20 protein-coding genes and 3 pseudogenes are annotated in these 25,195 nt (G+C 58.2%); 18 read left to right on the top strand and 5 right to left on the bottom strand.

The features are described from left to right. Positions 1-102 precede the first annotated feature (102 nt). The 16 genes and pseudogenes from truA to cobA form a co-directional block, all read left to right on the top strand. The gene (gene truA, locus DIT71_RS08940; protein WP_114612837.1) at positions 103-999 is read left to right on the top strand and encodes a tRNA pseudouridine(38-40) synthase TruA; all 897 of its coding nucleotides are present in this window, start codon (positions 103-105) and stop codon (positions 997-999) included. 7 nt (positions 1,000-1,006) lie between these two features. Beyond that, on the top strand, positions 1,007-1,636 hold the full coding sequence (locus DIT71_RS08935) for a phosphoribosylanthranilate isomerase (protein ID WP_114612836.1): 630 nt from the start codon (positions 1,007-1,009) through the stop codon (positions 1,634-1,636). Then, complete coding sequence (trpB, locus tag DIT71_RS08930; protein ID WP_199490991.1) at positions 1,629-2,837, top strand: tryptophan synthase subunit beta; 1,209 nt, start codon at positions 1,629-1,631, stop codon at positions 2,835-2,837. Before DIT71_RS08935 ends, trpB begins: the two co-directional genes overlap by 8 nt. 20 nt (positions 2,838-2,857) lie before the next feature. Beyond that, the gene (trpA, locus tag DIT71_RS08925) at positions 2,858-3,670 is read left to right on the top strand and encodes a tryptophan synthase subunit alpha (protein ID WP_114612834.1); all 813 of its coding nucleotides are present in this window, start codon (positions 2,858-2,860) and stop codon (positions 3,668-3,670) included. A 42-nt stretch (positions 3,671-3,712) separates the two neighbouring features. Next, the gene (gene accD, locus DIT71_RS08920) at positions 3,713-4,639 is read left to right on the top strand and encodes an acetyl-CoA carboxylase, carboxyltransferase subunit beta (RefSeq protein ID WP_114612833.1); all 927 of its coding nucleotides are present in this window, start codon (positions 3,713-3,715) and stop codon (positions 4,637-4,639) included. Then, entirely contained in the window at positions 4,623-5,939 is a 1,317-nt protein-coding gene (locus tag DIT71_RS08915) for a bifunctional folylpolyglutamate synthase/dihydrofolate synthase (RefSeq protein ID WP_114612832.1), read from the top strand. Before accD ends, DIT71_RS08915 begins: the two co-directional genes overlap by 17 nt. A 121-nt stretch (positions 5,940-6,060) precedes the next feature. Continuing rightward, positions 6,061-6,693 (top strand): SPOR domain-containing protein, encoded by a 633-nt coding sequence (locus tag DIT71_RS08910; RefSeq protein ID WP_114612831.1) that lies wholly within the window; start codon positions 6,061-6,063, stop codon positions 6,691-6,693. A gap of 95 nt (positions 6,694-6,788) precedes the next feature. Next, entirely contained in the window at positions 6,789-7,358 is a 570-nt protein-coding gene (locus tag DIT71_RS08905) for a CvpA family protein (RefSeq protein ID WP_114612830.1), read from the top strand. A 35-nt stretch (positions 7,359-7,393) separates the two neighbouring features. Beyond that, positions 7,394-8,926, top strand: a complete 1,533-nt coding sequence (purF, locus tag DIT71_RS08900; RefSeq protein WP_114612829.1) for an amidophosphoribosyltransferase — start codon at positions 7,394-7,396, stop codon at positions 8,924-8,926. Positions 8,927-8,956: 30 nt separating this feature from the next. Next, positions 8,957-10,198 carry an O-succinylhomoserine sulfhydrylase gene (locus DIT71_RS08895; RefSeq protein WP_114612828.1) on the top strand — a complete coding sequence of 414 codons (1,242 nt, stop codon included), beginning with the start codon at positions 8,957-8,959 and terminating at the stop codon, positions 10,196-10,198. A gap of 6 nt (positions 10,199-10,204) precedes the next feature. After that, positions 10,205-10,735, top strand: a pseudogene (locus DIT71_RS18540) (DNA translocase FtsK 4TM domain-containing protein); the annotation flags it as partial. A 540-nt stretch (positions 10,736-11,275) separates the two neighbouring features. Beyond that, positions 11,276-12,814: pseudogene (locus DIT71_RS18535) on the top strand (DNA translocase FtsK); the annotation flags it as partial. A gap of 15 nt (positions 12,815-12,829) precedes the next feature. Then, complete coding sequence (lolA, locus tag DIT71_RS08885) at positions 12,830-13,480, top strand: outer membrane lipoprotein chaperone LolA (protein ID WP_114612930.1); 651 nt, start codon at positions 12,830-12,832, stop codon at positions 13,478-13,480. Then, complete coding sequence (locus DIT71_RS08880) at positions 13,480-14,823, top strand: replication-associated recombination protein A (RefSeq protein WP_114612826.1); 1,344 nt, start codon at positions 13,480-13,482, stop codon at positions 14,821-14,823. The genes lolA and DIT71_RS08880 overlap by 1 nt, the downstream gene beginning before the upstream one ends. A gap of 112 nt (positions 14,824-14,935) precedes the next feature. Beyond that, on the top strand, positions 14,936-16,210 hold the full coding sequence (gene serS, locus DIT71_RS08875) for a serine--tRNA ligase (RefSeq protein ID WP_114612825.1): 1,275 nt from the start codon (positions 14,936-14,938) through the stop codon (positions 16,208-16,210). Between the two features lie 14 nt (positions 16,211-16,224). Next, a pseudogene (gene cobA / locus DIT71_RS08870) lies at positions 16,225-17,046 on the top strand (uroporphyrinogen-III C-methyltransferase); the annotation flags it as partial. Positions 17,047-17,070: 24 nt separating this feature from the next. Here cobA and DIT71_RS08865 read toward each other — a convergent pair. Beyond that, positions 17,071-18,144 carry a 3-deoxy-7-phosphoheptulonate synthase gene (locus tag DIT71_RS08865; RefSeq protein WP_114612823.1) on the bottom strand — a complete coding sequence of 358 codons (1,074 nt, stop codon included), beginning with the start codon at positions 18,142-18,144 and terminating at the stop codon, positions 17,071-17,073. A 124-nt stretch (positions 18,145-18,268) separates the two neighbouring features. Here DIT71_RS08865 and DIT71_RS08860 point away from each other — a divergent pair, with 124 nt between their 5' ends. Further along, positions 18,269-20,092 (top strand): DUF1631 family protein, encoded by a 1,824-nt coding sequence (locus DIT71_RS08860; RefSeq protein WP_114612822.1) that lies wholly within the window; start codon positions 18,269-18,271, stop codon positions 20,090-20,092. A gap of 29 nt (positions 20,093-20,121) precedes the next feature. Beyond that, complete coding sequence (locus DIT71_RS08855; RefSeq protein ID WP_114612821.1) at positions 20,122-20,532, top strand: PilZ domain-containing protein; 411 nt, start codon at positions 20,122-20,124, stop codon at positions 20,530-20,532. 47 nt (positions 20,533-20,579) lie between these two features. On the opposite strand, the gene DIT71_RS08850 is transcribed toward DIT71_RS08855, so the two are convergent. The 4 genes from DIT71_RS08850 to DIT71_RS08835 form a co-directional block, all read right to left on the bottom strand. Then, positions 20,580-21,365, bottom strand: a complete 786-nt coding sequence (locus tag DIT71_RS08850; protein ID WP_114612820.1) for an enoyl-ACP reductase FabI — start codon at positions 21,363-21,365, stop codon at positions 20,580-20,582. Positions 21,366-21,468: 103 nt separating this feature from the next. Further along, positions 21,469-23,058, bottom strand: coding sequence for an ABC transporter ATP-binding protein (locus DIT71_RS08845; RefSeq protein WP_114612819.1), 1,590 nt, complete (start codon positions 23,056-23,058; stop codon positions 21,469-21,471). Position 23,059: 1 nt separating this feature from the next. Next, positions 23,060-24,088: an ABC transporter permease gene (locus DIT71_RS08840; protein ID WP_114612818.1), complete on the bottom strand. Its 1,029-nt coding sequence runs from the start codon at positions 24,086-24,088 to the stop codon at positions 23,060-23,062. Then, positions 24,085-25,170 carry a microcin C ABC transporter permease YejB gene (locus tag DIT71_RS08835; protein ID WP_114612817.1) on the bottom strand — a complete coding sequence of 362 codons (1,086 nt, stop codon included), beginning with the start codon at positions 25,168-25,170 and terminating at the stop codon, positions 24,085-24,087. The genes DIT71_RS08840 and DIT71_RS08835 overlap by 4 nt, the downstream gene beginning before the upstream one ends. Between the last annotated feature and the right edge of the window lie 25 nt (positions 25,171-25,195).

The raw sequence follows: 25,195 nt of genomic DNA, 5'->3' as shown, positions 1-25,195 counted from the left end.
TCGTTATAATCGGACCAATAGCGCAAAACGCCGGCTACCGGGTAAATCCGGAACAACGCCGGCGTTTTGTTTTGTTATCAGCACTGCAATCCGGGCACTCCTTTGTTCCATACACCGCAACCACTGACTACTGACAGTTCCGTCGGGCCGGGGCGTGTCGCGCTCGCCTTTGAATACGATGGCCGGGCATTCCACGGCTGGCAGTACCAGAAGTCCGGCGTCCGCTCTGTGCAGGGCGAACTGACCCGGGCGGTAGCAAAAGTGGCTGATCACCCGGTTGAGCTGGTCTGCGCCGGGCGCACGGATGCAGGTGTTCACGCCAGTTACCAGGTCGCCCATTTCGAAACCCCTTCAGTGCGTAACCCGCGGTCATGGGTCATGGGTATCAATACATCGCTTCCAGCTGACATTGCGGTGCATTGGGCGGGCAATGGGATTGGTGATTTCCACGCACGTTTTTCGGCGACTTATCGACGCTATCGGTACGTGATCTACAATCACCCGGTGCGGCCGGGCATCCTCAATGGCCAGGTCAGCTGGACCTTTCGCCCGCTCGATGCACAGCTGATGAACCAGGCAGCTCAGTTCCTGAGGGGCGAACATGACTTCTCGTCATTTCGGGCTGCCGGTTGCCAGTCGAGATCGCCCGTTCGATTTCTTGAGGCAATCAACGTAACCCGAAAAGAAGAATTCGTCGTAATTGATGTGCAGGCCAATGCATTTCTACATCACATGGTTCGCAACATTGCTGGGGCACTGATGGCCGTTGGCGCTGGGAAGCAGCACCCGGAATCGATTCGTGAGATACTTGAACGCAGAGACAGAACAGCGGCGGGGGTTACAGCTCCACCCCATGGCCTGTACCTGGTGGACGTTGGGTATCCTGACGAGTTTTCGATTCCGGCTGCACGATGCGGGCCGGACTTTGTAGCACCCTGGTTCAGCCCCGCTGACAATCGGCCGCGCAGTCCCAGTCACATACATCGAAAACAGCGATGAATGCCTTATGAGAACCCGAGTTAAAATTTGCGGGATTACCCGCAAGCAGGATGTTCTCGATGCAACTGCGGCCGGCGCGGATGCGCTCGGGTTTGTATTCTACGAACCCAGCCCCAGAGCCGTCACGGCTGAGGCGGGCAGGGAGCTTGTCAGTGTAATGCCACCGTTCGTATCGGCCACCGGGCTGTTTGTTAACCCCGAGGCGGAGTTCGTAAGAGAGGTCCTTTCGCAGGTGCCCCTGGACTTGCTGCAATTCCACGGCGACGAGCCGCCGGAGTTCTGTAACAGCTTCGGGTTGCGCTGGATCAAGGCGGTGCGGGTGAGGCAAGCGGCGGACATCCAGGATGCCTTCCGGATTTACGGGAGCGCCAGCGGCTTGCTGGTTGACGCCTGGGATCCGCACAGGTATGGCGGAACAGGGCAGGCTTTCAACTGGTCGCTGATTCCGCAAATCCGTCCGATGCCGCTCATATTGGCCGGTGGACTGGCTTCTGATAACGTATCCAGCGCTGTTGCACAGGTCCGGCCCTGGGCTGTCGATGTCAGTGGTGGTGTGGAAAGCAGCAAAGGCATCAAAGACGTCGAAAAAATCACTGATTTTATAAACGAGGTTCACCGTGTCGATGAAACTGACTGAAGAAATGCTCAAGGCGCTTCCGGATGCACGGGGTCACTTCGGTGCCTACGGCGGAAGATTCGTTTCCGAGACCCTGTTTGATTCCCTGATGACCCTCGAGCGCGAGTACAAGAGGCTCAAGGATGATCCGGAATTCCAGGCCGAATTCGACAGGGACCTGGCGCATTATGTGGGTCGGCCAAGCCCGCTGTACTTTGCCGAGCGGTTGACCCGGGAAACCGGTGGGGCCCAGATCTGGCTCAAGCGCGAGGACCTGAATCATACCGGCGCGCACAAGGTAAACAACACCATCGGGCAGGCACTTCTGGCGCGGTTTCTTGGCAAAAAACGGGTGATCGCCGAAACCGGCGCCGGGCAACATGGCGTGGCCACGGCTACGGTATGTGCGCGACTTGGCCTTGAGTGCCATGTCTTCATGGGTGAAGAGGACATCAGGCGTCAGTCCCCCAACGTGTATCGCATGAAGCTGTTGGGCGCCGAGGTTCACTCGGTGACAAGTGGTACCCGCACACTGAAAGATGCCATGAACGATGCCATGCGGGACTGGGTCGCCAACGTTGACGATACGTTCTACATTATCGGCACCGTCGCAGGGCCCCATCCCTATCCCCTGCTGGTGCGTGATTTCCAGTCAGTGATTGGCCGTGAAACCCGCGCCCAGTGTCTGGACCGGACCGGCAAGCTGCCGGACGCGCTGGTGGCCTGCGTGGGCGGCGGATCCAACGCCATCGGCATGTTCTATCCGTTCCTGACGGACGAGAGCGTTCAGTTGTACGGTGTGGAAGCCGGTGGCCTTGGTATCGATACCGGCCAGCACGCCGCACCCCTGAGCGCCGGGCGGCCGGGCGTACTGCACGGCAACCGTACTTACCTGATGGAAGACGAGAATGGCCAGATCGCTGGCACACACTCGGTAAGTGCCGGCCTTGATTATCCGGGTGTTGGTCCGGAGCATAGCTGGCTCAAGGACATTGGCAGGTCACAGTATGTGTCAGTGACCGACGACGAGGCGCTGGACGGTTTCCGCAAACTGACTCGCGTAGAAGGCATTATGCCGGCGCTGGAAACGGCTCACGCGGTTGCCTATGCAATCAAGCTTGCCGCATCCATGGACAAAGACAAGGTGGTAGTCATCAACATTTCCGGACGCGGTGACAAGGATATGCAGACGATCGCCGAAATAGATGGTATTGAGGTTTAAGCAACAACAAAGGAGCAGGCATGAGTCGAATCGAAGGGGTGCTTAAGGCCCTGAAAGAGCAGGGTCGCAAGGCGCTGATCCCTTACATTACCGCAGGGGATCCGCACCCGGATCAGACCGTTGAGTTGATGCACACCCTTGTGGATGCCGGCGCAGATATCATCGAGCTGGGGGTTCCATTTTCGGACCCCATGGCGGATGGTCCGGTGATCCAGCGCGCCTGTGAGCGCTCGCTCAAGCATGGAACCTCATTGCGCCAGGTGCTGGCGATGGTGAAAAGCTTCCGCGAGAAAGATGACGCAACGCCCATCGTGCTGATGGGCTATCTTAACCCCATGGAAGCCATGGGCCAGGAAAAATTTGCCGACGGAGCCGTCGATGCCGGCGTCGATGGCATTCTGACCGTCGACCTGCCTCCCGAAGAAGCCGATGAAGTAGCGCCGTTATTCACCGCGCGCAACCTGGATGCGATATTTCTGCTGGCGCCAACCACCACTGATGATCGGATTCGTGCAATCAGTGAGCACAGTTCCGGCTATGTGTACTATGTTTCATTCAAGGGTGTGACTGGCGCGGGTAAGATCGACGTTGATGAGGTCGCCGCGAACGTCGCCCATATTCACGAACTCACGGCGCTTCCGGTAGCCGTCGGCTTTGGTATTCGTGATGCAGCCACCGCTGCGGCTGTCGGTCAGGTATCCGATGGTGTAATTGTCGGTAGTGTGCTGGTGGATACAATAGCCCGGAATCAGGCAGATCCTGATCAGCTCAAACGGGCGCTGACAGATCTGCTTCACCCGATGCGCGAAGCACTGGACAGCCTGCCTTCCTGATCAGACGGGTTTCCGGCAGGCATATAAGGACAGGATGAGACCATGAGTAACTGGCTGGACAAGATCATGCCGAGCAAAATCCGCTCGGATTCCAAGCAACGGACCGGGGTTCCCGAGGGGCTCTGGAAGAAATGTCCGAAGTGTGGGGCTTTTCTGTACAAGCCGGAGCTCGACAAGAATCTGGATGTTTGTCCCAAATGTCAGCACCACTTGCGGGTGACCGCTCGCCGCCGCCTGGATATTTTTCTTGACGACGATGGCCGGCAGGAGATCGCAGCTGATCTGGAGCCCTGGGATAGACTGAAGTTCAAGGACAGCAAACGCTACAAGGATCGCCTGACCCAGAATCAGAAGGCGACCGGTGAAAAAGATGCCCTAGTGGCCATGCGCGGCACCTGTCTTGATACGCCCCTGGTTGCGGTAGCGTTCGAGTTCAACTTCCTTGGTGGTTCCATGGGCCAGGTGGTGGGTGAAAAGTTTGTCCAGGCGGCTAACGTTTGTCTGGAGGAGCGGATTCCCTTGGTCTGTTTCTCCGCCAGTGGTGGTGCGCGCATGCAGGAAGCCATTCTGTCGTTGATGCAGATGTCCAAGACCGCAGCGGTGCTTGAGCGCATGAAGCAGGAAGGCATTCCCTACATTTCCGTGATGACGGATCCGGTTTTTGGCGGCGTTTCCGCCAGCCTGGCCATGCTGGGCGATCTGAACATCGCGGAGCCCTACGCATTGATCGGTTTCGCCGGCCCGCGGGTGATTGAGCAGACGGTTCGTGAGAAGCTTCCGGAAGGTTTCCAGCGCAGCGAGTTCCTGCTGGAGCATGGTGCCATCGACATGATTCTGCACCGCCACCAGATGCGCGAGCGTATTGCAGCGTTGCTGGCGAAGTTTACCGGTCTCGATAAGCCGGCTACGGAGGAACCGATAGAGTTTGAAGTGTCGGAGCGTCCGGAAAACGATGTCCCCGCAGAATGATTCCAGCGCCCGGCACTCTGTTGTGCCGGGCGCTGGAGCCAGCCTTGAGCAATGGCTTGGTTACCTGGAATCCATCCACCCTTCGGAAATCGACCTCGGCCTTGACCGTGTTCTTCTGGTACTGCGGCGCCTGTTTCGCCGAAGTCCGTCAGCAAGGATCATTACGGTTGGCGGTACCAATGGCAAAGGCAGCGCTGTCACAGCGCTTGAACAACTTCTGATCAGGGCAGGGCGGTCGACCGGTGCCTACACCTCGCCGCACCTTCAGCACTACAATGAACGGGTCCGTATCAACGGCTCGAACGTGACCGACGAACTGCTCGTTCGCGCCTTCGAGCGGGTTGAGGCTGCGCGCGGTACTACCACACTGACCTATTTTGAGTTTGGCACCCTTGCTGCATTCGTACTGTTTGAGGAAGCGGGTGTCGAGGACTGGGTCCTGGAAGTAGGGCTCGGCGGCCGGCTGGATGCGGTGAATGTGCTGGATCCGGATCTGGCGATCATTACGTCCGTGGACATTGATCACGTATCGTTTCTCGGCGATAACCGAGAGTCGATCGGCTTCGAGAAGGCGGGAATACTTCGCCCTGGCATCAGTGCCATTTATGCGGACATTGATCCCCCCAAGTCCGTGCTGCAGCAGGCATCTGCCCAGAAGGTCCGGCTGGAGCACCCGGGTGAAACCTATCAGCTCGTTGCTTCCGACAGGGATGGAAATGCAACGGGCGGGTTCATCCTCAGGCAGGCCCGTTACGGCGACGATGTAAGGCTTCCAGATACCGGGCTTCCTGTCCACAGCCTGGCCGCTGCGGTTGTTGCCATTCGTCAGCTTGAACCGGCGCTGGAGTTGTCCGCGATTGAACAGCTGCTCGCAGGGCTCACGCTGGCTGGACGTTACGAAACTCTGAACGCATTGCCCGAGGTTGTTGCAGACGTCGGTCACAATCCTCACGCAGCGGCCTGGCTTGCAGCGCGGCTTGGCCGTCAGAGAAAGCCTGGCGGACACGTCATCGCTGTCTATGGAGCACTTGCGGACAAGGATGTGGAGGGTGTCGCCCGGGCCATGAGCCTGGTTGTGGATCAATGGCACCTGGTGGGGCTCGAGGTGCCTCGGGGTTTGAGTAGCGAGGAGCTGGCAGCACGCCTGGTTGAGGTTATCCAGGAGCCTTTGCCAAAGCGATGGTCGTCGGTCTGGGAAGCCCTGAAGTTTACTCTGGCGCAAGCGTCCCAGGATGACCTGATCATTGTGTTCGGATCCTTCTATACCGTGGCGGCGGCTCGTGATGCTCTGGGAAAATGACGCATCTTAAATATCCGTCATCCCCGGGATGAGCCTTTGAGTTCTCTGTAGGCGGCGGTTATTATCGGACGCGGTATTGGTCAATTATGGCAAGTCGTGAATTAACAGGGGTTAGCGTAACGTGGACGGACTGAAGCAAAGAATCATCGGAGCGCTCGTGCTGGTGTCTCTCGCCGTTATCTTCGTGCCGATGATGTTTGATGAGCCACACTCCGAACGTGAATCCACCTCCATCAAGATTCCCGAAGAACCCCCTTTTCCGGAAGTTGAAGCGCCGGAACCGGACGTTGCCGATGCGCCCGCCTACCGTCTTGAAGAATCCGGTGAGGACGAGCCTGCGTCTTCAGTGCCAGAGCCGTCCTTTGAAGAGCCTCCCCGGGAGGTGTCAGAGGTAGAGGCACCTGAGCCGGCTCCCACGGTCGAGGAGCCTGAGGTGTCTCAACAGCAGGCCAGCGAGACTGAGCCGGAAGAACCGGTCAGTGAGGAGGATTCCGCCGAATTTACCCGGTCCCTTGAGGGCGCCTGGGTGGTGCAGCTGGGTAGTTTTGGTAGCGCTGACAACGCCCGAAACCTTCGCGACAAGGTCCGGGACAGGGGCTACAAGTCTCACCTTCAGCAGGTGACCCGTGGCGATGCAGAGCTGACCCGGGTTTTCACCGGTCCCTTTGCCGAGAAAGCAGAGGCCGAGAAAGCCAAACAGGCACTGGACAAAGCTTTCGGCCTCAACAGCCTGGTAACGTCAGGGGACCGTTAAGGCGGCAGGCGGCGCTCAGTATTGCGTAATGGGCGGTTTGGTCAGGTGACGTTTCCTGATAGAATTCGCGCTTCCGTTCCTCCACCGGGTTTTCCATGGATGCGCTGATCTGGATCGACTGGGTCATCATTGCCCTGATTACTGTTTCTACCCTTATCAGTCTCAAGCGTGGCTTCATCAAGGAAGCGCTGTCACTGATAACCTGGGTGGGTGCGTTTATTATTGCCCGAACGTTTCACCCCCAGATGCAGTCTCTTCTTGAGGGCACCGTTGAGACGCCATTGGTGCGCCTGGTTGCAGCGTTTGCCATCCTGTTTTTTTCCACCCTGATCGTCGGCGCCATCATCAATAACCTGATCGGTCACCTGGTAAAGGCGACAGGCCTGTCAGCAACTGACCGGGTACTGGGGATGGGCTTTGGTCTGTTACGAGGCCTTGTGGTGGTCATTGTTGCTATTGCTTTCACCCGCTATACGCCTCTCGCGGAAGATACCTGGTGGCGCACATCCGTGATGATTGACCGTCTGGCTGTGGTCGAGGACTGGTCACGCAGGACCCTTGGAGATGAATTCGCCCGCTTTCTCGGGCCGGCAGGTGGTGGCACGGACAGCTCCTCCTATATCCAGACGGACGATAGTGCGGACCCCGTTTCCGCAACCCGCTAACATTCAGTTTTAACACCTCGGAGATTACCGTATCCATGTGTGGCATTGTCGGCATAGTCAGTACTTCCAACGTGAATCAGTCGCTTTACGATGCGCTGACCGTATTACAGCACCGGGGCCAGGATGCAGCGGGAATTGTTACCTTTCAGGATGAACGTTTTTTCCTGCGCAAAGACAACGGGCTGGTCAGGGATGTATTCCGCACCCGTCATATGCGGAGACTGGTGGGCAATGTCGGTATCGGCCACGTGCGTTACCCGACAGCCGGCAGTTCCAGCTCGGCCGAGGCGCAACCGTTCTATGTCAACAGCCCCTACGGTATTACCCTTGCCCACAACGGTAACCTGACCAACGCGGAAGACCTCAGCAACGATCTGTTCCGCACCGACCTGCGCCATATCAATACCAACTCCGATTCCGAAGTCCTGCTGAACGTGTTCGCCCACGAACTGCAGAAGCTGGGCAAGCTTGACCCGACCAAGGAAGAGATCTTTGCCGCTGTGCGCGCCGTGCACAAACGTTGCCGCGGGGCCTATGCCGTCATTGCGATGATTACCGGTTATGGCATTGTCGGCTTCCGCGATCCCAACGGTATTCGTCCGGCCTGTTATGGCGTGCGCAAGACTGAAGAGGGTGAGGAGTACATGATTGCTTCCGAGAGCGTCGCTCTCAGCGCGGCCGGATTCAAACTGGTGCGGGATATTGCGCCGGGTGAGGCCGTGTACATTGAAACGGATGGCACGCTGTACACCCAGCAGTGCGCAGAAGACCCCCATCTCTACCCCTGCGTTTTCGAGCACGTGTATTTCGCCCGGCCTGACTCCATTATTGACCAGGTATCCGTTTACAAGGCGCGCCTGCGGATGGGGGAAACCCTGGCTGAAAAGGTGCTGCGGGAACGCCCGGATCACGACATTGATGTGGTCATGCCCATTCCCGACACCAGCCGTACCTCTGCCATGCAGATGGCGCACCGGTTGGGGGTAAAGTTCCGGGAAGGTTTTATCAAGAACCGTTATATCGGCCGTACGTTCATTATGCCCGGCCAGAAAATGCGCAAGAAATCCGTCCGCCAGAAACTGAACCCCATCGACCTGGAGTTTCGCGGTAAGAATGTAATGCTGGTGGACGACTCGATCGTCCGGGGCACGACGTGCAAGGAGATTGTGCAGATGGCCAGGGATGCGGGTGCACGCAAGGTGTACTTCGCCTCGGCGGCGCCGCCCGTGCGCTACCCCAATGTGTACGGCATCGACATGCCGTCGGTGAATGAGCTGATTGCCCATGGTCGCAGCGTTGATGAAATCGGCCAATTGATTGGTGCCGACTGGCTGTTGTACCAGGATCTGGAGGATCTGATCGCCTGCGTTAACGACGTCAATCCAGAGATTGAAGGCTGGGAATGCTCGGTGTTTACCGGGAACTATGTGACCGGTGATGTGGACGCAGCGTATCTGAACAAACTGGAAGCCGCCCGTAACGATGAAAACCGCTTTCAGGCCAGTGGCGGAGATTCATCCGATTCCTCCGATAACGGTATTATTGATCTGTATAACGATGAAGACTGATAAGACCATGGTTGTAAACAGGAGTTTGTCATGACTTACCGCCGCGAAGAGCATGTCCTGATCCCCGAGTCGGATCTCGAGGGCATGTCTGTGGACACTCTCGCGGTCCGTGCCGGGCAGATCCGCACTGGTCAGCTGGAACACAGTGACGCGATTTTCCCCACCTCCAGTTTTGTCTATGGCAGCGCGGCCCAAGCGGCGGCGCGGTTCGGGGGCGATGAGCCGGGTAATATCTATTCCCGCTTTACCAACCCCACGGTGCAGGCATTCGAGGCCAGAATTGCGGCCATGGAAGGTGGCGAACGGGCAGTGGCAACCGCTTCCGGCATGGCGGCCATCCTGGCAACCTGCATGGCTCTTATGAAGTCCGGCGACCACGTAATCTGCTCACGGGGCGTATTTGGCACCACCAACGTCCTGTTCCAGAAGTACCTTGCCAAATTCGGTGTGGAAACCACCTTTGTGGCGCTGACGGACCTGGCCCAGTGGCAGGCTGCCGTGCGTCCGGAAACCCGGATGATCTTCATTGAAACCCCGTCCAATCCTCTGTGTGAAGTGGCGGATATGGCGGCTCTGGCCAGGCTCGCCCGCGATAATGATGCCCTGTTTGTGGTGGATAACTGCTTTTGTACGCCGGTCCTCCAGCGGCCACTAGAGCACGGTGCGGACATCATTATTCATTCCGCTACCAAGTACCTGGATGGGCAGGGTCGATGCGTCGGCGGCGTGGTGGTTGGTCCCGATAAACTGATGGATGAAGTTTACGGTTTTCTGCGCTCAGCCGGCCCCACCATGAGCCCGTTCAACGCGTGGGTTTTCCTTAAGGGTCTGGAAACCTTACCAATCCGTATGCGCGCCCACTGTGACAATGCGTTAGAGTTGGCCAAATGGCTGGAAGGGCAGGGCACAGTGGATCGGGTGTTCTATGCCGGTTTGCCCGACCACCCGCAGCATGATCTGGCAAAGCGTCAGCAGAGCGGGTTCGGAGGCGTGCTCTCGTTTACCGTGAAAGGCGCGAGAGACGAGGCCTGGGCTTTTATAGACGCGACCCGGATGATCTCCATTACCGCCAATCTTGGCGACGTCAAAACAACCATTACGCATCCGGCCACGACCACCCATGGCCGACTGTCTCCGGAGGATAAGGAGCAGGCGGGCATTACCGAAAATCTGGTACGGATCTCGGTAGGTATTGAAGCTGTTGAGGATCTCAAAACCGACCTGCAGCGCGGGTTTGAGGTTCTTGAAAATTACCGTCAGGGAACTGTCTGAGCATTCATGGCTGAGAGCGCAAAAGCAAAAAAATCAGGGGAGCTGACCGACAAGCAGTTGCGATTCCGGCGTTTTCTGGCCCAGGGGGCCAGAGAAGGCGCCGTGATTGCGCTGATTGCACTGTGTATCTATCTGGGCATGGCACTGGTTACTTTCAGCCCCGCGGACCCCGGCTGGGCCAGCATTGGCCATGAAACCAGTGTGCAGAATTATGCCGGCCGCACCGGTGCCTGGCTCGCGAGCCTGCTCCGTGATTTCTTTGGTCACGTGGCCTTCCTGTTCCCGGTGATGATCGCGGCTTACGCCCTCATGCTCATCCAGCGCCGAAATGACCCCATCGACATGCACATGCCATTGTTCCTGGTACGCTTCGGTGGGTTTCTGCTGATTCTGTTGTCGGCGACCAGTCTGCTGTCGCTGTACTCCGTGTTCGGGCTTGGTGTCAGTTCCGGGGGAGTGCTGGGCGCAGCGGTCGCCGATGCCATGGTGCGTTTCTTCAATCTGCCGGCGACAACGCTGTTGCTGATTGCCATATTCCTGTTTGCGTTGACGGTCAGCACCGGGCTTTCCTGGTTCTGGTTGATGGATCAGTTGGGAAAGCTGACCCTGCGCGCCGGTAACAGCATCAAGAGTCTGTTTGCCTCCTCCGGCAAGGCGCGGGGAGCGGCGAATACGCCGGGATCCGCGGCGCCAACATCTGCAAAGAAGCCCGTGGAACCGCCCGTGGTGCGCGAAAAGATTGCCACCTCCGGCAAGGATGCAGCCCCGACTGGAGCGTCCTGGTGGAGGCGCCTGCTGGGGCTCGTCAGGAAGAAGCCAAAGCCGGCAACGCCCCCGAAAGAACGGCGCGAGCCTGGACTGGAGGGCGTGCAGTCCGGCAATGATGTCGAGCCGGCACGCCTGGAAAGCTTCAGCTCACGGGATGGTAGCGCCCCCGAGCCAGATGCTCCCACACACAGTCGCGAAGTTCCCGGAACCGGTCGCAAGGGTGCCGACAAGGGCCCCGCCGGCAAGTCTTTGAAGATCTCTCCGTTCAAGCGCGAAGATCAGTCGGCAACCAACAGCAGTGGCGGCAGCAAACAGGCGTCGCTGCTGGAAGATGTGGAAAGCACAATTCCACCTATTTCCCTTCTGGATCCACCGGAAGAGCGCAAGGAAAAGGGTTACTCCGAAGAGTCTCTGCAGCACATGTCGCGGCTTCTGGAGGAGAAACTGGCAGATTTTGGCGTTTCCGTGGAAGTGGTGGAGGTTAATCCTGGCCCGGTTATCACCCGGTTTGAGATCAAGCCCGCTCCAGGAGTGAAGGTCAGCAAGATCTCCAATCTGGCGAAAGACCTGGCGCGTGCGTTGGCCGTTCTCAGTGTTCGCGTGGTTGAGGTGATCCCGGGCAAATCCGTGGTCGGTATCGAAATACCCAACGAAGAGCGTGAAATGGTACGCCTCAGTGAGGTATTGAGTGCCCGGGTATTTACCGAATCCTCGTCCGCCCTGACCCTGGCGCTGGGCAACGATATCGGCGGCAATCCGATGGTGGCCAACCTGGCGAAAATGCCGCACTTGCTGGTGGCGGGCACCACGGGTTCCGGCAAATCGGTGGGTGTGAACGCCATGCTGTTGAGCATGCTGTTCAAAGCCACGCCGGAGGAAGTCCGTTTTATCATGGTGGACCCGAAGATGCTGGAGTTGAGCATCTACGACGGCATACCGCATCTGCTGGCGCCGGTGGTTACCGATATGAAGGATGCCGCCAACGCCCTGCGCTGGTGTGTAGCGGAGATGGAGCGACGATACCGGCTGCTGGCTAGCCTGGGCGTTCGTAATCTGGCCGGCTACAACCGCAAGGTCAAAGATGCGGTGGCGGCGGGCGAGCCCCTGCTGGATCCTACTTGGAAGCCAGACCTGCACCTGGCTGATGATGAGCAGGAGCGCCCCGAGCTGGAGACGCTTCCGTTTATCGTGGTGGTGATTGACGAATTCGCTGACATGATGATGATTGTCGGCAAAAAAGTGGAGGAGCTGATTGCCCGGATTGCCCAGAAAGCGCGGGCTGCGGGTATCCACCTCATTCTCGCCACCCAGCGGCCCTCGGTGGATGTGATTACCGGCCTTATCAAGGCCAACATTCCTACCCGCATGTCGTTCCAGGTGTCGTCCAAGATCGATTCCCGTACGGTGCTCGATCAGGGTGGTGCAGAGCAGTTGCTGGGGCATGGTGACATGCTTTACCTGCCGCCCGGCTCCGGGCTGCCGGTGCGGGTGCACGGCGCCTTCGTGGACGATGACGAAGTACACCGTGTTGTCAGTGCCTGGAAAGCCCGGGGAGAGCCCGTTTATGTCGACGATGTACTGAACGGTGCCGAAGGGGAGAATTTGCCCGGGGTACCAAGCCTGAGCGAGGGCGGCGGAGACAGCGAGGGTGATGCCCTGTTCGATGAGGCGGTAGCGTTCGTGACCGAGGGCAGGCGTGTTTCGATTTCATCCGTGCAGCGGAAATTCAAGATCGGCTATAACCGGGCGGCAAACCTGGTCGAGGCCATGGAAGCATCCGGCGTGGTCAGCTCGGCCGGACACAATGGCGCCCGCGAAGTACTGGCACCACCGCCACCAAGAGATTAGGAGCACAGACACATGATGAAAGTTTCAAGGAGTTCAGGATTGGTTTTCGTGCTGGCAGCGTTGCTGCTTGCCTTGCCTGCCCACGCCGAGGACGGCGGTGGAGCGGCCGCAGCGGAACTGGCCTCAACCCTGGAAAGTTACGAATCCTTCCAGTCGAGCTTTATCCAGATCGTGGTCAACGAAAACGGCAACCGGGTTCAGGAAAGCAGGGGTTCTCTCAAGGCCAAACGGCCGGGCCTGTTCTACTGGGAAACCAACCAGCCTCATTCCCAGTTTGTGGTCAGTGATGGCAGCAAGGTAGAAGTCTATGACCCGGATCTTGAGCAGGTTACCGTTCACAGCCTGGACCAGAAGGTGTCGACAACCCCTGCGCTGTTGCTCAGTGGGGAAGTGGATAACCTTGACGAAACCTACAAGGTATCCATGAGATCTATTGGTGACGACACCCGGGAATTTACCCTTGAGCCCAGAAGCGAGGATTCTCTGTTCGTGTCACTGGAGTTGACCTTCTTCAAGGGAGAGCTCCAGGAGATGAGAATGCAGGACTCGTTGTCCCAGCTCAGCGTGCTGAGTTTCCAGGATACCCGCATTAACGAAGAGATTAAGGACAGCGCCTTTGTTCTCGATTATCCCGACAACGTGGATGTGATCCGGGACGGGGCCTGATGCAGGAAAGCCTGTTCGGGGAACAGCAGGGGTTTCGGCCACTGGCCGCACGAATGCGCCCTGCAAGCCTTGACGAATACGTCGGCCAGGGTCACCTGGTCGGTGAGGGCAAGCCGCTGCGGCGGGCGGTGGAGCAGGGACAGCTCCATTCCATGATTCTCTGGGGGCCTCCGGGCGTAGGCAAGACCACGTTTGCCCGCCTGCTGGCCAACCTCAGTGATCTCAGCTTCGAGACCGTCTCTGCCGTTCTGAGCGGCGTCAAGGACATCCGCGCGATTGTGCAGCGGGCGAAAGACCGCAAACACGGCGAGGGTCGCGATACCCTGCTGTTTGTCGACGAGGTCCACCGCTTCAATAAAAGCCAGCAGGATGCGTTTCTCCCCCACATCGAGGATGGCACCTTCATTTTCGTGGGTGCCACCACCGAAAACCCCTCGTTTGAGCTTAACAGCGCGCTGTTGTCCCGCACCCGGGTCTATGTCCTGAAGAACCTTTCGGAGGACGACATTCTGGAGTTGCTGAACCGCGCCCTGTCTTCTCCAGAAGGACTTGGGGGGCGTTTCAAGGTTGAGCAACCGGTGCTGGATCTCATGGCTTCCGCCTCCGGGGGAGACGCCAGGCGGGCCTTGAATATCCTTGAGGTGGCCACAGACCTCGCCGAACCTGACGGGGAAGATCGCGCCGTCATCACGCGGGACCATCTGGAACAGGTTCTGCAGACCAGCCTGAGACGTTTTGACAAGGGCGGAGATGTTTTCTACGACCAGATATCGGCGTTGCACAAGTCGGTTCGTGGCTCTGACCCCGATGGTTCCCTGTACTGGTTGTGCCGTATGCTCGACGGAGGCTGTGATCCCCTGTACGTGGCCCGTCGACTGGCCAGGATTGCCAGCGAGGATATTGGTAATGCGGACCCCAGGGCGTTGCAGATTGCCATGGACGCCTGGGAAGCCCAGGAGCGGCTGGGGTCACCGGAAGGTGAGCTGGCCCTCGCCCAGGCAGTGACCTACCTGGCGCTGGCGCCGAAGAGCAATGCCGTCTACAAGGCCTTCAACCAGTGTATGGCCGATATCCGCAACGATCCTGATTATGAAGTGCCGGTGCATCTTCGTAACGCCCCCACCAAACTGTTGAAGTCCATGGGCCACGGCGATGAGTACCGTTATGCCCACGACGAGCCCGAGGCCTTCGCGGCCGGCGAATCCTACCTGCCGGAGTCCATCCAACAACGCCGATACTATCAACCGGTGAATCGTGGCCTGGAAATCAAACTCGCGGAAAAGCGGGGCCGACTCGATGAATGGAACAGTAACAGTCCCCGCAAGCGCTACCCGCAAAACTGAAAATGGCCGCCTGGCCGTGCCTGCTGTAGCCACAGCTATCGTCGCGGGTATAATGCCCAATCAATCGTGAAAACTGTCAACTTACCTCTGAAACGGAAAACTCAGGATAATCATGCTCGATCCCAAACGTGTCCGCACCCAGACTGAAGAGATCGCCCGTCGCCTGGCCATCAAGGGTTTCGCCTTTGATAAAGCCACCTTCGATCAGCTCGAGGAACGCCGTCGTGCGATCCAGGTGAAAACGGAAACCTTGCAGGGCGAGCAGAACCGCCGGTCAAAATCCATCGGCAAGGCCAAGGCGGCCGGTGAAGACATCCAGCCTTTGCTGGATGAAGTGGAGGATCTCAAGAAGCAGAAATCCGAAGCAGAAGATGAGTTGCGTGCGCTGCAGGAAGAGCTCAACGGATTTCTTGCGACCATTCCGAACCTTCCTGATGAGGGCGTGCCGGCCGGTGAGAGCGAGGACGATAACGTTGAGGTTCGCCGCTGGGGTGCCCCCCGGCAGTTTGATTTTGAACCGAAGGATCACGTTGCCCTGGGAGAGGCTCTTGGCGGGCTGGACTTTGAAACCGCTACCCGCCTGGCGCACTCCCGGTTTGCGGTGATGCGTGGCCCGGTTGCGCGGCTGCACCGGGCGCTGGCCCAGTTCATGCTGAACCTTCATACCGAAGAGCATGGTTACCTGGAAGCCTATGTACCCTATCTGGTGAATGCCGAGACTCTGTATGGCACCGGTCAGTTGCCGAAGTTTGAGGAAGACCTGTTCCGCATAGACGGCGAGAAGCCGTTATACCTGATACCCACGGCGGAGGTGCCGGCCACCAACCTGGTCAGCGATACTATTCTGGACGCTAAGGAACTGCCCCTGAAAATGGTGTGTCACACCCCCTGTTTCCGCAGCGAGGCCGGTTCCTACGGCCGTGACACCCGGGGCATGATCCGTCAGCACCAGTTCGACAAAGTTGAGCTGATACAGGTGGTTCGGCCGGAGGAATCCGAGGCCGCGCTCGAGGCCCTGACCGGGCATGCGGAGAAGGTTCTGCAGTTACTGGAGCTGCCTTACCGGCTGGTAGACCTGTGCGGCGGCGATATGGGCTTTGCGGCGGCCCGCACCTATGACATCGAGGTATGGCTGCCCGGCCAGGACAAGTTCCGCGAAATCTCCTCCTGTTCCAATACCCGGGACTTCCAGGCACGTCGAATGCACGCGCGCTGGCGTAACCCGGAAACCAACAAACCGGAGCCGGTTCATACCCTGAACGGTTCCGGCCTTGCGGTTGGCCGTGCACTGATTGCGGTGCTCGAAAATTACCAGCAGGAAGACGGCAGCATTCTGGTCCCGGAGGTGCTTAAACCCTATATGGGAGGCGTTGAAAGAATCCAATGAGTGACAGATCCGACGACGCACCATGGAAGGGTGTTGGTGCGAAGCCGGCACCCGTTCGCTACCGCAAGAATCCAGTCACCGAGAATCCCAACAGTTCGGAGGGTGAGGTGGCACTGGTAGGTGCCGGCCCCGGTGATCCGGAACTTCTGACATTGAAGGCCTGGCGTCTGATTCAGTCTGCGGAAGTGGTGTTGTATGATCGTCTGGTATCGCCGGAAATCCTGTCGCTGATTCCGGAAGCCGCAGAACGGATCCACGTGGGCAAACAGCGCTCAAACCACACCTTGCCCCAGGATCAGATCAATAACCGGCTGGTAGAGCTGGCCCGCAAGGGGCGCAAAGTGGTGCGGCTGAAAGGCGGTGATCCTTTCATTTTTGGTCGCGGTGGTGAAGAGATTGAAACCCTGGCTGCAGCCGGTGTGCGCTTTCAGGTCGTGCCCGGAATAACGGCGGCTTCCGGTTGCGCGGCCTATGCCGGCATACCGCTTACTCACCGGGACCACGCCCAGTCGGTCCGGTTCGTGACCGGGCACCTGAAAAACGATACCTGCGACCTGCCGTGGAAGGATTTTGTCCAGAACAACCAGACCCTGGTGTTTTACATGGGACTGGTAGGGCTGCCCATCATCTGCCGCCAGCTGGTGGCCAATGGCATGTCGCCGGATATGCCTGTCGCGCTGGTGTCACGGGGCACCACCCCGGGCCAGCAGGTGGTGACCGGTGATCTGTCGAATATTGTCGAGCGGGTTCATGAAAACGCGGTGTCCGCACCCACACTGGTCATTATTGGCCGGGTAGTGACACTGAGAAGCAGACTGGACTGGGTGGGCAGCTGAGACCCCAGCCGCCGCTGTCATCAATCAGCCGCGACGCTTTGGCAGCACATCCTTGAGCTTGTTACGCATATCCCGCAGGGCTTTCTCGGTGGTCTCCCAGTCGATACAGGCGTCGGTTACCGACACGCCGTACTTGAGATCCGCCAGGTTTTCCGGAATTGACTGGTTGCCCCAGTTCAAGTTGCTTTCCACCATCAGGCTCTGGATTGACTGGTTGCCCTCCAGAATCTGGTGGGTAACGTCCTGGATGACCAGTGGCTGAATGCCCGGGTCCTTACTGGAGTTGGCGTGGCTGCAATCCACCATGATGGATGGGCGCAGTTTGGCCTTTTCCAGCGCCTGTTCGCAGAGCGCTACGCTTACGGAATCGTAATTGGGCTTGCCGCCGCCGCCACGCAGGACCACGTGACCATAGTTGTTGCCACGGGTACGGATAATCGCCACCTTTCCCTGCTGGTCGATACCCAGAAAGCTGTGGGGGTGGGATACGGATCTCATGGCGTTAACGGCAACATCCAGGCTGCCATCGGTGCCGTTCTTGAAGCCGATGGCCATGGACAGACCACTGCTCATCTCCCGGTGGGTCTGGGATTCGGTGGTACGGGCACCGATGGCAGACCAGGAAATGGTGTCCTGAAGGTACTGCGGCGAGATCGGGTCAAGGGCTTCGGTCGCTGTCGGCAGACCGAGTTCGGAGATGTCCAGAAGCAGGCGGCGGCCAATATGAAGACCCTGTTCGATGTCAAAGGTATCATTCAGATGCGGATCGTTGATCAGGCCTTTCCAGCCCACGGTGGTACGAGGCTTCTCGAAATACACCCGCATGACAATCAGCAGGGTATCGCTGACTTCGTCCGCCAGTTTTCTGAGCTTGGCAGCGTATTCACGGGCTGCCTCGACGTCGTGAATGGAACAGGGGCCTACCACCACAAACAGGCGGTGATCCTTGCCATCCATAATGTCATAGATAGCCTGGCGGCCGTTTTCCACGGTTTCCGCGGCTTTTCCGGAAAGCGGCAGTTCCTGCTTCAGCGCTTCAGGCGTGATCAATGGTTCCTGACTCGCCACATTCAGATTCTCTAGTTTGGTGCCCGACATTCTGTTGATTTCCCCGTCGCATGAAACATGACCGGCCTCGGTTTAGTTGCAGTAAACCCCGGCGAGTTGGTTATACTGCGTCATTTAATAAACCTTTTCAACGCTTCTGACGCGCGGGGAACGGATGCAGCAGAGCACGCAGAACAAGCGCAAAGTCCTGCCCCGAAAGCAGGTTGCGAAGAAGATGGCCGATGTGCTCTCCGGCATTCGCGTACCCGATCTTCCATACCCGGCCGGGCGACTGCCAGCGGACGCCGCCAGCGATTGGCGGCCCCTGCTTCTGTCATGCTGGATGGAGCAGAGGGACGAAACGGTTACCCGGCTAATTCGTTCCGTTTCCCTGAACTGGTCGGTCCAGCAGATCAACTCTGCCTATATCGCTGACCGCATTATGGGCGTGTTCCTCAAAACCAGTGGTCTGCATCCCGAACTGGCACGTCGCATCGCGCGCCTGCGGTTCTTTTTTGCCTGGCGCATGAACCTTGAAGGCGCAGGCGCACTCCATGAAACCCTTATTCAGTGGCTGGACAGCCTGCAGGACTGTCGGGGCTGGAGTGCGTCGGGCGGACGCTCGGCCAAGGTGATCCTGGACCAGCTCGATGCCCTGGTTATTGCAGTTTCCGGCAGTTTTGATTCAGGCGATATCGAGCCGGTACTTGCGTTCTGCCGTCACTGGGAAGACGACGCTGCCAGGCGCGAGCAGCAGAATGAGCGATTGCGCCATCGCCTGCTGGTAACCGAGCAGGGTGCTGCCAGACAACGGCGCGCGGAACAGACCGCACGTGCTCTTGTGGGACGGGCCTTGCAGAATCGTCAATTGCCACAGGCGGTTGTGGGTTTCATTTTCGACCACTGGTTCAGACTGCTGAAGCAGATCGTCTGGGAGGAGGGCACCGAGGGCGAGAACTGGCGCCATGCCGGAAAACTCCTGGAATGGCTTGTGTGGATTGGCGACCCCGGCCTCTCGGATCAGGATCGCAACCGTCTCTATACCGTTGGTGAGCAGATTGGTGACCGTATAACCGATGTCTGGAACCGGGTGCTGGACAAGCCGTTGGGCGAGGAAGCCCTGGAGGGTGTTCAAGCCGTAATGGTCGCCCGTCTTAGGGGAGAAATACCGGATCTGGTGCCCGCACTGCCCGCGGACGATCGTTTTTCATGGGATTCGTCGTGGCTCACCTTTTCTGCTCCCGCGGAAAAAGAGGTTGCGCTCATGACGGGCAGGTGGTTTGTGGAAGGCGAAGGTAACAGTGAGCAGCGCCGATTCTTTTTTGCGCTATTGCCGGAGACCTGTGAAGTGCTCTGGACCAACGGTGCGGGCGTCAAGCTCGGGCTGCTGCCCTGGTCGCGATTTGTCGAGTCGTTTGACCGGGGCACACTGCGGCTGCTGCCGCCACTCAAGCCTTTTGGCGAGGTACTGGCGGAAACCATTACCTCGCTGTCGGTGGTGCTTGAACGCCAGAAACTTCAACGCGAGCAGGCAGCAAAAGAAGCAAAGGCCCGGGCCGAGGCATTGCGGCGAGAGAAAGAAGAGGCAGAACAGCGGCGCCAGCAAGAGCAGGCCGCCAGGCAGCAGGAACTGGCTCGCCGCCAGCAGGCAGCAGCGGCGCAGCAACTCGCCGATGAAGAGGCTGAACAGGACCGTCTGTTGCGCGAGAAAGAAGCAGCGGCACGGGAGCTTGTCGACAGCATCAAACTTGGTGGCTGGATTGTGGAAGAAAGTACCGGCGAGGGTCAGCCCCCGGTTCGCCTCAAACTGGCGGTGAGAATTAACGCCTCGAAGAAGCTGGTGTTCGTGGACCGGTTAGGCCTTAACCGCAGTGAGTTTCTGGTGGACCAACTGGTTGATGAGATTGTAGCCGGCCACATTCGTGTGCTGGGCTTGTCTGCAGAATTCGACGATACCCTGTCCAGGGTTGTAGGGCGCATCCGGGTAGGTCGGAACTGACCCCCTCAACCGGTGACTTCAGGTGGATCATGAGCGAAATTGATTACAGCTTTGGCGACTATGACGATTCCCCGGAGTCCGGGGATAACCGTACTGAATATCGCCTGACAGCGAGCGCAAAGGTAACCCTGGAGCTGGAGTCCCCCGCGCCGGGGGATGCCGGCGACAGTGCAGAACGCGCGCTGGTTTCGCGAACCAGTGATCTGTCCGCAAAGGGAATCCGCATTGCTACCCCGGAGCCGTTCACGAAAGGGGCGATACTGCCAGCCTGGGTGAGCCTGGACGAAGTTTCCGAACCGTTCCGGTTAATGGTGGAAGTGGTATGGTGTCGCCCGGCAGATGCCGGTAGCTGGCTCGTTGGACTACAGATTCTGGAGTCGGACGAGACCGCGTACCTGGAGTGGGTGGAAGCGGTTGCCAGGGCAATGTCGGAGGGCTAACGGGGCGTTCCGGCGGGGAGCGCCCCACCGGAAATCTACAGGCGCTATCAGTCTTCCAGCTCGCCCATGCCCGTAATGTTGAAGCCGGCGTCCACGTACATGATCTCGCCGGTAATACCGCTGGCCATGTCGGAGCACATGAAAGCGGCGGCATTTCCGACTTCGTCGGTGGTCACATTGCGGCGCAGGGGTGCTCTGCGGGCGTTCTCCGCAAGCATCTTGCGGAAGCTTTTGATACCGGAGGCGGCCAGGGTCCGGATGGGTCCCGCGGAGATGGCGTTTACCCGAATGCCGTCACGTCCCAGGCTGCCGGCCATATAGCGCACGTTGGCCTCCAGTGACGCTTTGGCAAGCCCCATCACGTTGTAGTTCTGCAATACTTTTTCCGCACCCAGATAGCTCAGGGTCAGCAGAGAGCTGTTTTCATGCAGCATCTTGCGTCCGGCCTTGGCAAGTGCCACAAAGCTGTAGGAGCTGATGTCGTGGGCCATGCGGAAGCCTTCACGGGTAGTAACGTCAACGTAATTGCCGTCCAGCTCGTTTGCCGGGGCGTAGCCGACAGAATGGACGATCACATCGATATCGTCCCAGTGTTTGCCCAGTTCCGTGAACACGGCCTCGATTTCTTCATCACTGGCGACATCACAGGGGAAGATCAGTGAGCTGCCCCAGCCTTCGGCAAATTTTTCCACCCGGGACTTGAGCTTTTCATTCTGGTAGGTGAAAGCCAGTTCTGCGCCCTCTCTGGCAAAGGCTTCTGCAATGCCATAGGCAATGGAGTGCTTGCTTGCAACGCCGACTATCAGTGCTTTCTTGCCACTGAGTAATCCCATAACGATTCTCCCTGTGTTTCAGTTTAAGGCATTATCCATGAACCGTAACGGTGCGGGTAACGCTCAATTGGTCGTAGTGTCGTGCGCGGGCTGTCAGTTAGTTTTACCGTGCGTAGAACAGCGCCGCCCCCAGCAGTTCACGGGTGTACTCATGTTTTGGTGTGTTGAAAATTCCGGAAGCTTCTCCGTATTCCACCACGCGGCCATTTTTGAGCACCAGCAGTTTGTGGCTGAGGGCTCTGACGACGGCCAGATCGTGGCTGATAAACACATAGCTTAGACTATATTTATCCTGCAGTTCTCTCAGCAGGGTAATCACCTGTTTCTGGACCGTGCGATCAAGGGCCGAGGTGGGTTCATCCAGAATGATCAGTTCCGGTTGCAGAACCAGGGCGCGGGCGATGGCAATCCGCTGCCTCTGACCGCCAGAGAATTCGTGAGGGTAGCGATGCCGGGCATCCGGGTCCAGGCCCACATCGGTCAGTGCCCGGATAACTTGCCGGTCCTGTTCCTCCGGGGTTGCCGGCACATGTATCTCAAGACCTTCCCGGACAATCTCGGCAACTGACATGCGAGGGCTAAGACTGCCGAAGGGGTCCTGGAATACGATCTGGATTCGTTTGCGCCAGGGGCGGAATTCCTTCTGGTCCAGATGGGCCAGTTCGTGGCCGGTGAGCCGTATGCTGCCGGTGCTGCCGGTCAGTTTCAGCAGCGCATGGCCGATGGTGGTCTTGCCGCTGCCGCTTTCACCCACGATGCCCAGCGTCTCACCCTGGTTCAGGGAAAAACTGACTTTATCGACGGCCTGGAACCAGGCTTTAGGCTTGCCAAGCAAACTCTTACGGGTAATAAAGCGAACATCCAGATTGTCGACATCCAGCAGCGGCAGGTTGTTCACCATGGCGCCAGAAGGCGAGGCCGGCGGTTCGGCATCGAGCAGGCGGCGGGTATAGGGATGCTGGGGATCTTCAAACAGGGTTGTTGTCGCCGCTTCCTCCACCAGCAGGCCCCGTTCCATGACCACCACATGGTCGGCGTAGCGACGGACGATGGACAGGTCATGGGTAATCAGCAGAATGGCCATGCCCAACTTGTGCTGCAGGTCTTTAAGCAACTCAAGGACCTGTTTCTGCACAGTGACGTCCAGTGCGGTTGTTGGCTCGTCTGCGATCAGCAAGTCAGGCTCATTGGCCAGAGCCATGGCTATCATCACCCGTTGCTTCTGGCCGCCGGATAGCTGGTGCGGGTAGCTGTTCAGGCGCTCTTGCGGTGATGGAATGCCGACGAGTTCCAGCAGCTCGATACACCGCGCGCAGGCCTGGGGGCCGCGCATGCCTTTATGCAGAGCCAGGGTTTCACTGATCTGCTTCTCAACTGTATGAAGGGGGTTGAGCGATGTCATCGGCTCCTGGAAGATCATGCTGATCTGCCGGCCGCGTATCTGCCGCAGGCGCTTCTGGCTGATTTTCAGCATGTCTTCGCCCTGGAACAGGATTTCGCCGGTGGGGTAGCTGGCATGGCGCTCATCAAGCAGCCGCAGCACCGAGAGCGCAGACACGGACTTGCCGGATCCGCTTTCGCCAACCAGGGCCACGGTCTCTCCGCGGCCAATCCTGAGTGACAGCTGCTGGACAGCGTGAATGCTCGCGTCAAACGAAATCGACAGATCTTTGATTTCCAGCAGCGCAGACATATCAGTTTTTTCTCGGGTCGAAGGCATCGCGCACCGCTTCGCCGACAAAGACCAGCAACGTCAGCATGATGGACAGGGATACGAATGCCGAGATGCCAAGCCAGGGCGCGTGGAGGTTGGACTTGCCCTGGGCGATCAGCTCACCAAGGGAGGGGGAGCCCGAGGGCAGCCCGAAACCGAGGAAATCCAGGGACGTCAGACCAGTGATGGCGCCGGTCAGGATAAACGGCAGAAAGGTCAGGGTGGCCACCATGGCGTTGGGCAGAATGTGTCGGAACATGATCTTGCGGTTCCCCAGCCCCAGGGCCCTTGCGGCTTTGACGTATTCGAAGTTGCGGGCACGGAGGAACTCCGCACGCACCACATCCACCAGCCCCATCCAGCTGAACAGCAACATGATACCCAGCAGCCACCAGAAGTTGGGCTGCACGATACTGGAAAGAATGATCAGCAGATACAGCACCGGAAGGCCGGACCATACCTCGATGAATCGCTGCCCGACCAGGTCGATCTTGCCGCCATAGAAACCCTGGATAGCACCGACAACGACCCCGACGATGCAGCTGAGTATGGTAAGAATCAGCCCGAACAGGACTGAAATCCGGAATCCGTAGATGACCCTGGCGGCAACATCCCGACCCTGATCGTCAGTACCTATCCAGTTCTCGGCACTGGGTGGCGCCGGTGAGGGAACTTCGAGGTCGTAGTTGATTGTGTTGTAGCTGAAGCGTATCGGCGGCCATATCATCCATCCGTTGGCTTCGATCTCATTGGCAATAAAAGAATCCCGGTAGTCTGCTTCTGTGGGCAGAAAGCCACCGAAAGTCTCTTCAGGAACACTCTGGACCACCGGGAAATAGAGGTCCCCCTCATAGTAGGCGACCAGCGGCACGTCGTTGGCGATGACCTCGGCAATCAGGGACAGTCCGAACAGAAACAGGAATATCCAGAGGGACCAGAAACCACGACGGTTTTTGCGAAAGTTGGCCAGCCGCCGCTGCTGGATTGGGGTGAGCTTTACCGGGCTCATGAACCCTCCCGGCTTTCAAAATCAATGCGGGGATCAACCAGCACATAGGTAATATCGCTGACCAGTTTCAGCACCAGCCCCATGAGTGTGAAGATAAAGAGTGTGCCGAAGATCACCGGGTAATCCCGGTTTAAGGCGGCCTCAAAGCCGAGCAGCCCGAGTCCGTCGAGGGAAAAGATCACTTCTATCAGTAACGAACCGGTAAAGAACAGGGACACCAACACGCCGGGAAGGCTGGCGATAACAATCAGCATGGCGTTGCGGAACACGTGCCCGTATAGCACCTGCTTCTCTTCCAGGCCTTTCGCTCTTGCCGTTACCACGTATTGCTTGCTGATTTCATCAAGGAAAGAATTCTTGGTCAGCAGCGTAAGGGTGGCAAAACCGCCGATCACATTGGCGGTTACAGGCAGCGCCAGGTGCCAGAAATAATCACCGATTTTCTGATACCAGTTCAGTTCGTCGAAATTGGACGAGGTTAGTCCCCGTAATGGAAACCAGTCCAGGTAACTGCCACCGGCAAACAGAACAATCAGCAATATCGCAAACAGAAAGCCGGGAATCGCGTAGCCCACGACAATGACGGAACTGCTCCAGACGTCGAAGCGGGAACCGTCGGTAACCGCCTTGCGGACACCGAGGGGAATGGAAATGAGATAGATAATCAGGGTGGACCACAGTCCCAGTGATATCGACACCGGCATCTTGTCCAGTATCAACTCGATCACCGAGCGGTCACGGAAGAACGACTCTCCGAAATCAAAAGTGGCGTAATCGCCCAGCATTTTCAGGAAGCGCTCGTGGGGTGGTTTATCGAAGCCATACATGACTTCAATTTCACGGAGTAGTTCTTCAGGTAGGCCACGGGAGCCGCGACTGTCGCCGCTGGAAGAACTGACTTCGCCGCCGGAACCGCCGCCACTGGCCCTGGCGAGGGCGCCGCCGCCATGCCCTTCGGTTTCGGCAATCAGCTGCTCCACAGGGCCACCGGGCGCGGCCTGAACGATCACGAAATTGAGCAGCATGATTCCGAGCAGGGTGGGGATAATAAGCGCCAGGCGCCTGAGGATATAACTGCCCATTCAGCGGAGCTCCGTCAGCGATATT

This window comes from Marinobacter vulgaris (assembly GCF_003344045.1).
GTDB classification, from domain to species: Bacteria; Pseudomonadota; Gammaproteobacteria; order Pseudomonadales; family Oleiphilaceae; genus Marinobacter; species Marinobacter vulgaris.
This window is presented reverse-complemented; position numbering and strand designations above follow the sequence as displayed.